Source organism: Thiopseudomonas sp. SA1F2-1K (assembly GCF_057443035.1).
In genome coordinates this window covers 1,915,268-1,927,690 of record NZ_CM172014.1, presented here as the reverse complement: position 1 = coordinate 1,927,690, position 12,423 = coordinate 1,915,268, and the positions used below count along the sequence as shown (strand labels likewise).

Sequence of the window (12,423 nt, the reverse complement as noted above, 5' to 3'; positions counted from 1 at the left end):
CTGTCCGTTATGAGGGCGTTTTATCTGAGATAAAACGCGTTAAGGTTAAGTGCTTTAGGCGCGGTATCTTACGTTAACTCTAGGATTAATGCTGCTGCTCAGTCATCGCTAATACTGTTCAAGATATGTTTAAAGCTAGCGAGACGTGCGGGGTGAATAGCCCCTTGCGCTACTGCCGCTAATAATGCGCAATCGGGTTCATGCTCGTGGCTGCAATTTCTAAAACGGCAGCGGCCAAGGTAATCGACAAACTCGAGAAAGCCTGCTTCTACATCTTGTTGGGTGACGTGGGTTAAGCCAAAGTCACGAATTCCTGGCGAGTCAATCAGGTCGCCACCGAGGGGAAAGTGAAATAGATGCGCCGTTGTAGTGGTATGGGTACCTTTACCGGTGACCTCCGATAGGGCGCCAACACGGGTGTTGAGATCAGGTAACAACTTGTTAACTAAAGAGGATTTACCAACTCCCGACTGGCCGACAAATACACTGATCCGATCTTTGAGTTGCTCAGTCAGTTGCTCCATGCCCGCTGAGTCATAGGTGGAAACCGCTAAAATGTTGTAGCCCAGTTGTCGGTAGGTATCAATCAGGCTTTGCGCGTGGCCTTCATCATTATGGGTGGCCAGTAAGTCTGATTTGTTTAATAGCAGTAAAGGTTCGATATTGGCATGCTTAGCGGCAATTAAATAGCGATCAATTAAATTAGCGTGGGGTTCAGGTAAGGGAGCAAAAACGATAATAATTTGATCAACGTTTGCTGCCACGGCTTTGAGAAAACCTCGGCTATCGGGACGTGATAACTCGCTGTGGCGTGGAAGCTGCGCCACAATCACGCCAATGCCTTGATTACCCGGACGCCAAATAACCTGATCCCCGGTCACTAAAGCGGGCAGGTTAGCCCGTAGATAGCAGCGAAAGGTTTGACCCTTCAGCTCGCCTTCGCAGGCCTCAATGGCCACTTGTACGCCAAAGTGCGCAATCACTAATCCCCGTTGTTCGGGACCAAGGTCACCGCCCTCAAGCTCTGCGGTTAAGCGTTCTTCACGTTTGAGCGCGCGCGCGGTGCGCTCTTCTTGAATCTTTTCAATACGCCAGCTTTGGCGGCGATTTAATTGACGTTTTGCCATCCTAGGATTAACCCAATCATTTAAGAAGTATGCTGAGCATACTACGCTAAGCAAGCTCAACTACCTACCATAATGCAGTACACTAAATAGCAATTTATTGATCTAACCGAGTGGAAATGAAAATGGACAGCCAAAACTTAATTTGGATTGACCTGGAAATGACCGGGCTAAATCCAGCAACTGACGTGATTATTGAAATGGCCACCATTGTGACCGATGCGCAACTGAATGTGCTGGCTGAAGGTCCCGTGTTAGCGATTCACCAGCCAGATGAGGTGCTCGCGCAGATGGATGAATGGAATACCCAGCAACATGGCGGCAGTGGTTTAACTCAGCGAGTGCGTGAAAGTAAAATTACCTTAGCTGAAGCAGAAGCAGCAACCTTAGCGTTTTTAGCACAGTGGGTGCCGGCTAAAGCTTCGCCGATTTGTGGCAATAGTATTGGTCAGGATCGTCGGTTTTTACATAAATACATGCCAGAGTTAGAAGCCTACTTTCATTACCGCAACCTAGATGTCTCGACTTTAAAAGAGTTGGTGGCACGTTGGGCACCTGAATTACAAGCCGGCTTTAAAAAAGGTGATACTCACTTAGCTTTAGCAGATATTCGTGAGTCAATTGCTGAGCTGCGTTATTACCGAGAGCACTTTATTCGTTACTAACGTTGCTTATGCTGCTGCAGCGCCCAGTTGACGTGTTCTTGCACCAATTCTGAGGGATAGTTTAGGCGCTGTTTTAGCGCTTCTAATACCGGAATGGTGCTCGGTGCATTACCTAGACCTACTGCAAGATTGCGTAGCCAGCGCTCAAAACCAATACGCCGAATTGGAGAACCTTCGGTTTTACGCAAAAAAGTGGCTTCGTCCCATAAAAAAAGAGTGACTAAGTCCGCTGTAGCTAACTGGTGACGGGGAGTAAAATCAGGCTCAGTAGATACCTTGGCAAAACGGTTCCATGGGCAGACCAGTTGACAGTCATCGCAGCCGTACACGCGGTTACCAAGCAGAGGACGTAACTCTTTAGGAATGCTGCCTTTTAGCTCAATGGTTAGATAGGAAATGCACCGGCGCGCATCCAATACGCCCGGTGCGACAAAGGCATTGGTTGGGCACTGGTCTAAGCAAGATGAACACTTGCCACAGTGGTTTTTCTCATTAGGGGCATCAATCGGTAAAGGAAGATCGACCAATAACTCGCCGAGGAAAAAGAAGCTGCCGGCTTGGCGGTTTAAAATTAAGGTGTTTTTGCCGGTCCAACCTAACCCAGCTTTTTCTGCTAGTTGCCGCTCCATGACCGGGGCGCTATCGACAAAGGCGCGATATCCAAAAGGACCGATGGCTTCGCTAATTTTGCTGGCGAGTTGCTGTAGGCGTTTGCGCAGCACCTTATGATAATCCCGGCCTAGGGCATAGCGCGAAATGTAGGCTGCTGCAGGATTTCTCAATTGCTCGGTCAGCTGGGTGTCAGCGGGTAAGTAATCCATACGCACTGAAATTACGCGCAAGGTGCCAGGTACCAGTTCAGCAGGGCGCAGGCGCTTAGTGCCGTGACTCCACATATACTCCATCTCGCCAGCGTAACCTGCATCAATCCATTGTTGATATTGTTCCTCAGTATGGCTTAAGTCAGTATCAGTGATGCCCACTTGCTGAAAGCCAAGGTCAAGCGCCCAGTGTTTAATCTGTAAGGAAAGTGCAGTTAATTGCTCGGGGGATAGGCTCATGAAGCGGCAAAAGCTCAAAAAAAGCGTTATGATAGACCGTGTTTTTGCGTCAGTTGATTTCGGGCATACTGTACGTTATTTACAGCAAGTGTTCACGAATAAATCGCTAGCGACTAGTGGGGTGCACCGCGCGTGACGGAACTCCCAGGGGCTTTAGTTGTTTATTCTCCTACCCTTGAGCTTTTATCCCTGTCTGGCAGGCTGATCAGGGATTCTTTAACCATTATTTAGCGTTAATGAGGCGCCACCTGTGACAGAACTCAGCGTATATATGGCCAATGATGAAGCTATGGTGAGGTTTGGCAAGCAGCTTGCTGCCTGCTGTGCTGGCCACGGTGTGATTTTTTTACGCGGCGACTTAGGAGCCGGTAAAACCACCTTATCGCGAGGTATTATTCAGGGCTTAGGTCATCAGGGCGCAGTGAAAAGCCCGACCTTCACCTTGGTTGAGCCCTATCAGTTAGAAGGTGGTGCGGTTTGGCATTTTGATCTGTACCGTTTAGCCGATCCTGATGAGTTAGAGTTTTTAGGGATTCGCGACTACTTTGCCAATGATGAGTTATGTTTAATTGAGTGGCCAGAGCGTGGTCAGGGTGTATTGCCTGTGCCTGATCTAGATATCGAAATTAGTCATGCTGGGGCAGGGCGCCAGATAGTTGGTCAGGCGCATAGCGCACGAGCCCAGCGTTGGTGTGAGCAGTTAGCAAAATACGCGCAAGAGGAGTGCAGTAAGTGATGATGCGCCAAAGGTTACAGGCTGTATGGTTAGTTGTTTTAGGTTTAATGCTGTTACTTGGCAGCTCATTACAGGCTTACGCTAATACACAAATTAATAGTGTGCGGTTATGGCGTGCCCCCGATAACACACGGCTAGTATTCGATATGACTGGCCCGGTGCGTCATGAAGTCTTTACTTTGAGTAATCCTGAGCGTGTGGTGATTGATGTCACTGGCGCTAAGCTACTGTACCCGTTAAGTCAGGTTAACTTACTGAAGAGCCCGATTAAAGGTATGCGCGCGGCTTATAAACCAAGCGGTGAGCTTCGTGTGGTTTTGGATGTAAGTGCCAAGGTAGACCCAAAAAGCTTCACCTTAGCGCCCAATCAGCAGTATGGGCATCGCTTAGTATTGGATTTATTTGACCGAATTCCAGGGCAAAAACACACGCCAGCGACTCAGCCACCGGTGGTGCATAATCCAGTAGTCAGTGCGCCACCTAAAAGCAGTGGTACGGTGGCGCCGATTATTCCGCGCCAAGGACAAAGTATTCAGGGTAAGCGCGATATTGTGGTGGCGATTGATGCTGGCCATGGAGGTGAAGACCCGGGGGCGATTGGTCCTAAAGGCTTGCGTGAAAAAACCGTAGTATTAAGTATTGCCCAAGAACTGCAGCGGCAGATTAACAGTGAAAAAGGTTTTCGCGCTGAGTTAGTGCGCACCGGTGACTACTTTATTCCTCTGCGTAAGCGAACAGAAATTGCTCGGAAAAAAGGTGCAGATCTATTTGTCTCAATTCATGCGGACGCTGCGCCCCGCGCTTCTGCTTTTGGTGCTTCGGTGTACGCGTTATCCGATCGTGGGGCCACTTCGGAAACTGCCCGTTGGCTAGCTGACAGTGAAAACCAGTCGGACTTAATTGGTGGTACCGGTAACGTTAGCTTGAATGATAAGGATAAGGTACTAGCTGGAGTGTTGTTAGATTTATCCATGACCGCTTCGATGTCAGCCAGTTTGGATGTGGGGCAAAAAATCCTAAACAGTATGGGACAAATTACGCCGTTACATAAAAAGCGGGTGGAGCAAGCGGGCTTTATGGTATTGAAGTCACCAGATATTCCGTCAGTGTTAGTCGAAACAGGTTTTATCTCTAACCCCAATGAGTCGCAAAAACTAGCTACGCGTGCGCATCAGCAGGCGCTAGCTCGGGCCATTCATACTGGAGTGCGTCAGTACTTCCAATTGCATCCACCGCCAGGTACCTATATGGCCTGGTTACGTGATTCAGGTAAAGTAAAAATTGGCCAGCGCGATCATGTGGTTAAACCAGGGGAGAGCGTATCCTTGATTGCATTGCGTTATCAGGTCTCAATTAATGAGCTGCGTCGTTTAAACAAGCTGTCTAGCGATGCGTTAAAAGTGGGGCAGGTATTAAAAATTCCAGCGACAACATTAGGCGCTAAATGAGTACTCAAATTCAGCGATTAAGTCCACGTTTAGCCAACCAAATTGCAGCCGGTGAGGTGGTCGAGCGCCCTTCATCGGTGGCCAAAGAGTTGCTTGAAAACTGCTTAGATGCGGGCGCTACGCGAATTGAAATTGAAGTGGAGCAGGGTGGGGTTAAGTTACTGCGAATTCGCGATAATGGCAGTGGCATTGCAGAGGATCAGTTGCCGTTAGCCCTTGAGCGTCATGCTACTAGTAAAATTGCAGAGCTAGCTGATCTTGAAGGTGTGGCCAGTTTAGGCTTTCGCGGCGAAGCCTTAGCCTCGATTAGTTCGGTGTCACGCCTAACCTTAACCTCGCGGACTGCTGAGGCAGAACAAGCGTGGCAAGTGGAAGTAGAAGGGCGGGATATGCAGCCGCGGGTGCAGCCTGCTGCGCACCCAGTGGGGACTACGGTAGAGGTCTGCGATCTTTTTTTTAATACTCCGGCTCGGCGTAAGTTTTTGCGCACTGAAAAAACTGAGTTTGATCACTTACAAGATGTGGTGAAGCGCATGGCGCTAGCCCGTTTTGATGTGGGCTTTAGTTTGCGGCATAACGGTAAAACTGTATTTCAGTTGCAACCGGCCGCAACTGAGGCCGAGCAGGCCAGACGCGTTGCCCAGGTGTGTGGTAGCGAGTTTTTAGAGCAAGCGTTACCGATTAATCAAGAGCGTAATGGCTTGCGTTTGTGGGGTTGGGTAGGCTTGCCAACATTTTCACGTAGCCAAGCAGATTTGCAGCATTTTTATGTCAATCAGCGGATTGTTAAAGATCGCTTAGTTGGGCATGCAGTGCGCCAAGCTTATCGCGATGTTATGTACGGTAACCGACATCCGGCCTTTGTGTTGTTCCTTGAGCTTGATCCGACCACAGTTGATGTGAACGTGCATCCAACCAAGCATGAAGTGCGTTTTCGCGAAAATCGTAGCGTACATGATTTTCTGTATAGTACCTTATACCGGAGTTTGGGTGATGTGCGTCCGGCTGATCAGTTGCCGGAGCAGCCCCAAGAGGTCAGCTCCGCAAGTGAGCCGCCAGCGGTTGAGGTGGAGCCCTTAGCCAAGACCTACGGCGCACAAACTGAAATGGGGCTGGCTAACCAGAGCAATTTGCAGCCTAGTTTTAATCCCCAAAGCAGTTGGCAGAGTCGTGAGCCGGCTAGAGGGCAATCGCCTGAAGCCTTTGCAAAAGCTTACCAAGCCTTTGTTGCTCCCTTTGAAGGTGAGGTGCAAGAAGATGATGCTAGCGCTGATATACCACCGCTAGGCTATGCCATTGCGCAGCTAAAAGGGGTGTTTATCTTGGCGGAAAATGCCCACGGTATGGTGGTGGTAGATATGCACGCTGCCCATGAGCGGGTTATGTATGAGCACCTGAAGCAGGCAATGGCAAGCGAAGGCTTACGCGCGCAGCCGCTATTAGTGCCAGAGGTGGTGGCACTGAGTGAACGTGAGGTGGATTGCGCGGAAGAACATCATATGTGGTTTGCCAAGCTAGGTTTTGAAGTGCAGCGTCTAGGTGCAGAGTCCCTAGCGATTCGCCAAATTCCAGCCTTGCTTAAGCAGGCCGATGCCCAAGATTTATTGCGGGATGTATTGGCCGACCTATTAGAATTTGGCACGAGTGATCGAATTCAAGCGCACCTAAATGAGCTGCTAGGGACTATGGCTTGCCATGGCGCGGTGCGTGCTAATCGGCGCTTAACCTTACCAGAGATGAATGCCTTACTACGCGATATGGAGCGCACAGAGCGTAGCGGGCAATGTAATCATGGGCGTCCGACGTGGACTCAGATGACCATGGATGAGCTAGATAAGCTCTTTTTGCGGGGACGTTAAGCGCGCGGATCATCGACAAAAAAGGTCAGCAGTGCTGACCTTTTTTATGGCGCGCGGAGAGGTTACTTTTTATGAATACCAAGCATTTCTTCTAGATGGTGAATATTTACACCACCCTTACGAAAGCCTGGATCATTTAGTAAGTCTTTGTGCAAAGGCACGTTACTCTTAATGCCATCAATGATAATTTCATCTAAGGCATTACGCATCCGCGCCATCGCTTCATCACGATCAGCACCCCAGGTAATGATTTTACCAATCAATGAGTCGTAGTGCGGCGGTACGCTATAGCCACTGTAAAGGTGTGAGTCAACTCGCACACCATTACCGCCAGGAGCGTGGAATAACTTAACCTTGCCAGGGCTTGGCATAAAGTTATCGGGATCTTCTGCGTTAATTCGACACTCAAGGGCATGGCCACTGAATTTTACGTCTTCTTGCTTAATCGAGAGCTTATTGCCTGCGGCAATATTGAGCATCTCTTTGACAATATCAACGCCAGTGATCATTTCAGTGATAGGGTGTTCCACCTGTACCCGAGTGTTCATTTCTATGAAGTAAAAACGACCATCTTCATAGAGGAACTCGAATGTACCGGCACCGCGATAGCCAATATCAATACAGGCATCTACGCAGCGTTTGTATACTTCTTGACGGGCTTTTTCGTCAATGAAAGGTGCAGGCGCTTCTTCGATAACCTTTTGGTGACGGCGTTGTAGTGAGCAGTCACGGTCACCTAAGTGAATGGCATTGCCTTGACCATCAGCCAGTACTTGAATTTCTACGTGGCGTGGATTGCCGAGGTATTTTTCTAGGTACACCACGGGGTTACCAAAAGCCGCCGCGGCTTCGTTGCGGGTTAGCTCCGCTGCACGGACCAGTTCTTCCTCTTTGTAAACCACGCGCATTCCGCGACCACCACCACCACCGGCAGCTTTAATGATCACGGGATAACCCACTTCACGGGCAATCGCAATGGCAGCTTGTGGATCATCAGGTAGAGGGCCATCCGAACCAGGCACCACCGGAACGCCAGCTTTTTGCATGGCTTCTTTGGCTGCGACCTTGTCGCCCATGGTGCGAATAACCTGAGCACTAGGACCTACAAAGGCAAACCCGGAATTTTCAACTTGCTCTGCAAAGTCGGGGTTTTCTGCTAAGAAGCCGTAGCCAGGATGAATGGCTGTCGCCCCAGTGACTTCAGCCGCCGCAATGATTGCCGGAATCTGTAAGTAGGATTGGGCGCCAGGGGCAGGGCCAATACACACGGTTTCATCGGCTAGGGAAAGGTGCATCAACTCGCGGTCTGCGGTTGAGTAGACAGCTACCGTTTTGATGCCTAGCTCTTTACAGGCGCGCAAAATACGCAGCGCAATTTCACCACGGTTGGCAATAAGGACTTTTTCCAGCATTGTGGACTCCGAGTTGCTTAAACGATAGTGAACAGAGGCTGATCGTACTCAACCGCTTGACCATTCTCCACCAAGATTGACTCAATCACACCGCTGGCTTCTGCTTCAATGTGGTTCATCATTTTCATGGCTTCAACGATGCATAAAACATCGCCTTTTTTCACTGTTTGACCAACCTCAACAAAATTAGCTGAAGTAGGTGAAGCGGCGCGGTAGAAGGTACCTACCATGGGTGAGCGAGCTACTGTGCCATTTAACTGTGGCGCTGCAGGCGCTGTTGCTTCTGCAAGGGGCGCTGCTGCGGGAGCAGCAACTGGCGCAGCTACCGGTGCAGGCGCTGCAGCGTAAGTAATGGGTTGTTGTGCGGCTAAATTGCTATGACGGCTGATCCGTACGGACTCTTCACCTTCATGTATCTCGAGCTCATCAATACCGGATTCTTCTAATAATTCGATGAGTTTTTTAACCTTACGAATATCCATAAGCAGTGACTCCAAGGGTCAGGAATGTTGTTCTAAGTAATGAATGGCTGAGGTCAGGGCATGGTTATAGCCCATAGCACCTAAGCCACAAATCACGCCTACTGCAATATCAGAAAAGTAGGAATGACTACGAAATGGTTCACGTTTATAAACGTTCGACAAATGTACTTCAATAAATGGGATGCTCACTGCAAGCAATGCGTCACGTATTGCTACGCTGGTGTGAGTAAAGGCAGCAGGATTTATGACTATAAAGTCAGTTTGGTCGCTCCGTGCTTGATGAATGCGCTCAATCAATTGATATTCGGCGTTACTTTGCAGGCACTCTAGGGTGTGTCCTGCTTGCTTAGCTTTCACTACCAGCGCCTGATTAATATCAGAGAGGGTAGTGGCTCCGTAAATCTCAGGTTCACGGGTGCCAAGTAAGTTTAAATTAGGGCCGTGCAAAACAAGAATTGATGCCATTACATTTCCAGTTATTCAAGATAAGTGGGTAAATATGCCTCGTTCTGCAGTGATTGTCAGCTAAAATATAGAAAATAAAACGATCGTTTAAGAAAGTTTAACCCCGCTGAATGAGCCAGATTCCAGCCACAATCAGCAGTAATCCAGCGATTTTACTCAGGGACAGTGCGGCTTCCTTGTAACCGAGTAAAGCAAAATGGTCGAGGGTTATAGCGCTCATTAACTGACCGGCTAGTACTAAAGTCATAAACAGCAGTGCGCCTAATTTGGGGCCAGCTAAGGCGGCAGTGGTGACAAAAAAGGCGCCCAACAGCCCGCCTGCCCAGTGCCACCAATGTAAGCTTTTAAGCGTAGCCAAGGTTGGAACCTGCTTTTGTAGCAGTACGATGATAATCAAAGCGCAGGTACCAACAATAAAGGAGATGGTGGCTGCCGGCAGCACGCCATGCACTTGCTTGGCTAATAAACCATTAATTCCTGCTTGTAGCGGCATTAGCGCGCCAGAGACTAGCGCCATTAACATTAAAATAAATTGCCAGTAATTCATGCAGGATCCTTGGTTCAACAGTGCTGTGGATAGCGGGTTATATTTTGCGTTAATTTACCCCAAGTAATACTCAACTTGAAATTAAGGCTTAATGCTAGAATAGCCAAGGAAATTATTTCATAAACACAAAAGGTTAAATCATGACAGAAGTAAGTTTAATTACTGACGGCGCACGTGTGAGCTATGGCGTAGGGCGTCAGATGGGTGATCAGCTGCGTCAAAATCCTATTCCAGATATGCAGCTAGATGCCGTGCTTAAAGGCTTAAGCGATGCGTTTCAAGGCGTAGCTAGCCCTGTGAGCGATGAAGTGATGCGTGCAAGCTTTGAGGCGATTAATGAGATTTTGCAAGCTAAAGCTAATGCTGCGGCTGAGCAAGCGGCAGCGGCTGGTCGTGAATTTTTAGCGCAGAATGCTAATAAAGAAGGCGTGGTAACACTGGCATCTGGTTTGCAGTATGAGGTGTTAACCCAAGGTGAAGGCGAGCAGCCAACTGCTGCCAGTACCGTGCGCACCCATTACCACGGAACGCTGATTGATGGCACGACCTTTGATAGCTCTTACGATCGTGGTCAGCCTGCAGAGTTTCCAGTACGTGGCGTTATCGCTGGTTGGACTGAAGCCTTGCAACTGATGAATACGGGTAGTAAGTGGCGTTTATATGTGCCCAGCGAGTTGGCCTATGGTGGTCAGTCGATTGGCAGTATCCCCGCTCACAGCACGTTGATTTTTGATGTTGAACTGCTTGAAGTATTGAGCTAAGTGCTGCCGCCAGCACCTAGTGAGTGATAGGTGCTGGCAGGTTTAGGTAGGGCTGCCTAGTCATGAGCAGTGCTGCTGAGCAAAACAAAACAAAAAGAGTCCATGTAACAGTTCTTTCAGTTGGCTTGATTCATTGGTTTCTAGAGCATGAAAGTCAACTTCCCCGCGTTGTTGTAGCAGTTGCAGTTGTTGTTCATCAAGTTCCACGCAGACATTCCCCGACTGTTTATCAATAATACGCAAGTAAGGGTTGCTGCGATCTAGCCAAGCATCAATAAAAAATGTCATAGCGATCCTCCAGTCATTTGTTTAAATAAGAATGATTATCATTTGGCGTGATGTCAAGTATAATTTTGCCTAGGATTACTAGCGAGCGAAGAGGTAGGATCAGTACTGAAGTAATGGGAGGTTAGTAATGGCTAAAGCAAAACGCATCTATGGTTGTACTGAGTGTGGGGCGACCTTTCCTAAGTGGGCTGGTCAGTGTGGTGAATGCGGTCAGTGGAATACCTTAATTGAAACGGTCATCGAGAGTAGTCGCACCACAGCCACTGGCCGTAGTGGGGGGTGGGCTGGGCAGCAGGCACAACTGAAGACCTTAGCTGAGGTCAGTATTGAGGAAATCCCACGTTTTAGTACCTGTTCCAGTGAGCTAGATCGCGTGCTTGGCGGTGGCCTAGTTGATGGTTCAGTGGTTCTTATTGGCGGTGACCCTGGCATTGGTAAATCAACGATCCTATTGCAAACCCTTTGTAAAATGGCGCAACAGGTTTCAGCATTGTATGTCACTGGGGAAGAATCGCAGCAGCAAGTGGCCATGCGCGGTCGGCGTTTAGACTTACCCTTAGATAAGTTGAAAGTGATGACCGAAACGTGTATTGAGAGCATCATCGAAGTAGCGCGTCGTGAGCAGCCGCGGGTGATGGTGATTGACTCGATTCAAACAATCTTTACCGAAAACCTGCAATCGGCCCCAGGTGGGGTTTCTCAGGTGCGAGAAAGTGCAGCTTTATTGGTACGTTATGCCAAGCAAAATAATACTGCGATTTTTTTAGTTGGTCATGTCACTAAAGAAGGCTCGCTTGCAGGCCCGCGAGTGCTAGAGCATATGGTGGATACGGTGCTGTACTTTGAGGGTGAGTCTGATGGACGCTTGCGTATGTTGCGGGCAGTTAAAAATCGCTTTGGCGCAGTGAATGAGCTGGGCGTGTTTGGCATGACTGATAAAGGATTAAAAGAGGTCTCTAATCCTTCGGCTATTTTCCTTACTCGCGCCCAAGAAGAAGTCTCAGGTAGCGTAGTTATGGCAACCTGGGAAGGCTCAAGGCCGATGCTGGTTGAGGTGCAGGCTTTAGTGGATAGTAGTCACCTAGGTAATCCACGGCGGGTGAGTGTCGGCTTGGATCATAACCGTTTATCTATGTTGTTAGCTGTATTGCATCGGCACGGCGGGATTCCAACCCATGATCAAGACGTATTTTTAAATGTGGTGGGTGGCGTTAAGGTGCTGGAAACAGCCTCAGATCTAGCATTAATGGCCGCTGTGATGTCGAGTTTACGCAACCGGCCGTTACCCCATGATTTGTTGGTCTTTGGTGAGATTGGCTTATCAGGTGAGATTCGCCCAGTGCCCAGCGGTCAAGAGCGTTTAAAAGAGGCAGCTAAACATGGTTTTAAGCGCGCCATAGTGCCTAAAGGCAATGCGCCCCGTGAAATGCCGAAGGGTTTGCAGGTCATTGCAGTCACTCGATTGGAGCAAGCATTAGATGCATTATTTGATCAATAAGTCGTGGTTAAAACGCTTGGTCGATCAATTAAATTGTTATATTGTAACAGACTTTGATTTTACGCTAGCTAAAGCCG

Annotated in this window: 13 protein-coding genes; 6 read left to right on the top strand and 7 right to left on the bottom strand. The window is 48.8% G+C overall.

What is annotated here, in order from left to right:
- Positions 1-98 precede the first annotated feature (98 nt).
- Entirely contained in the window at positions 99-1,127 is a 1,029-nt protein-coding gene (rsgA, locus tag AC2T15_RS09365; protein ID WP_486778138.1) for a small ribosomal subunit biogenesis GTPase RsgA, read from the bottom strand.
- A gap of 122 nt (positions 1,128-1,249) precedes the next feature.
- Here rsgA and orn point away from each other — a divergent pair, with 122 nt between their 5' ends.
- A complete protein-coding gene (orn, locus tag AC2T15_RS09360) occupies positions 1,250-1,789 on the top strand; it encodes an oligoribonuclease (protein WP_486778137.1) in 540 nt (179 codons plus the stop codon).
- Here the strand turns inward: orn and queG are convergent.
- A complete protein-coding gene (queG, locus tag AC2T15_RS09355) occupies positions 1,786-2,850 on the bottom strand; it encodes a tRNA epoxyqueuosine(34) reductase QueG (protein ID WP_486778136.1) in 1,065 nt (354 codons plus the stop codon). The genes orn and queG overlap by 4 nt on opposite strands.
- 250 nt (positions 2,851-3,100) lie before the next feature.
- Between queG and tsaE the strand changes: the two genes are divergently transcribed.
- The 3 genes from tsaE to mutL are packed head-to-tail and all read left to right on the top strand — an operon-like array spanning position 3,101 to position 6,893.
- Positions 3,101-3,586, top strand: coding sequence for a tRNA (adenosine(37)-N6)-threonylcarbamoyltransferase complex ATPase subunit type 1 TsaE (tsaE, locus tag AC2T15_RS09350; RefSeq protein ID WP_053102795.1), 486 nt, complete (start codon positions 3,101-3,103; stop codon positions 3,584-3,586).
- Between the two features lie 47 nt (positions 3,587-3,633).
- Entirely contained in the window at positions 3,634-5,034 is a 1,401-nt protein-coding gene (locus AC2T15_RS09345) for an N-acetylmuramoyl-L-alanine amidase (protein ID WP_486779035.1), read from the top strand.
- On the top strand, positions 5,031-6,893 hold the full coding sequence (mutL, locus tag AC2T15_RS09340; RefSeq protein WP_486778135.1) for a DNA mismatch repair endonuclease MutL: 1,863 nt from the start codon (positions 5,031-5,033) through the stop codon (positions 6,891-6,893). The genes AC2T15_RS09345 and mutL overlap by 4 nt, the downstream gene beginning before the upstream one ends.
- Positions 6,894-6,955: 62 nt before the next feature.
- Here the strand turns inward: mutL and accC are convergent, their stop codons facing one another.
- From accC to AC2T15_RS09320, 4 genes are all read right to left on the bottom strand, one after another.
- Complete coding sequence (gene accC, locus AC2T15_RS09335) at positions 6,956-8,305, bottom strand: acetyl-CoA carboxylase biotin carboxylase subunit (protein ID WP_053102793.1); 1,350 nt, start codon at positions 8,303-8,305, stop codon at positions 6,956-6,958.
- A gap of 17 nt (positions 8,306-8,322) precedes the next feature.
- A complete protein-coding gene (gene accB, locus AC2T15_RS09330) occupies positions 8,323-8,787 on the bottom strand; it encodes an acetyl-CoA carboxylase biotin carboxyl carrier protein (protein WP_053104785.1) in 465 nt (154 codons plus the stop codon).
- 18 nt (positions 8,788-8,805) lie between these two features.
- Positions 8,806-9,252 carry a type II 3-dehydroquinate dehydratase gene (gene aroQ / locus AC2T15_RS09325; protein ID WP_486778134.1) on the bottom strand — a complete coding sequence of 149 codons (447 nt, stop codon included), beginning with the start codon at positions 9,250-9,252 and terminating at the stop codon, positions 8,806-8,808.
- A gap of 97 nt (positions 9,253-9,349) precedes the next feature.
- Entirely contained in the window at positions 9,350-9,799 is a 450-nt protein-coding gene (locus tag AC2T15_RS09320; protein ID WP_486778133.1) for a DMT family transporter, read from the bottom strand.
- A gap of 140 nt (positions 9,800-9,939) precedes the next feature.
- Between AC2T15_RS09320 and bamJ the strand changes: the two genes are divergently transcribed.
- Positions 9,940-10,560 carry a BamJ family beta-barrel-assembly machinery protein gene (gene bamJ / locus AC2T15_RS09315; RefSeq protein ID WP_486778132.1) on the top strand — a complete coding sequence of 207 codons (621 nt, stop codon included), beginning with the start codon at positions 9,940-9,942 and terminating at the stop codon, positions 10,558-10,560.
- A gap of 60 nt (positions 10,561-10,620) precedes the next feature.
- On the opposite strand, the gene AC2T15_RS09310 is transcribed toward bamJ, so the two are convergent.
- Positions 10,621-10,848 (bottom strand): hypothetical protein, encoded by a 228-nt coding sequence (locus AC2T15_RS09310; protein ID WP_053100258.1) that lies wholly within the window; start codon positions 10,846-10,848, stop codon positions 10,621-10,623.
- Between the two features lie 127 nt (positions 10,849-10,975).
- Here AC2T15_RS09310 and radA point away from each other — a divergent pair, with 127 nt between their 5' ends.
- Positions 10,976-12,346 (top strand): DNA repair protein RadA, encoded by a 1,371-nt coding sequence (radA, locus tag AC2T15_RS09305; protein ID WP_486778131.1) that lies wholly within the window; start codon positions 10,976-10,978, stop codon positions 12,344-12,346.
- Positions 12,347-12,423 lie beyond the last annotated feature (77 nt).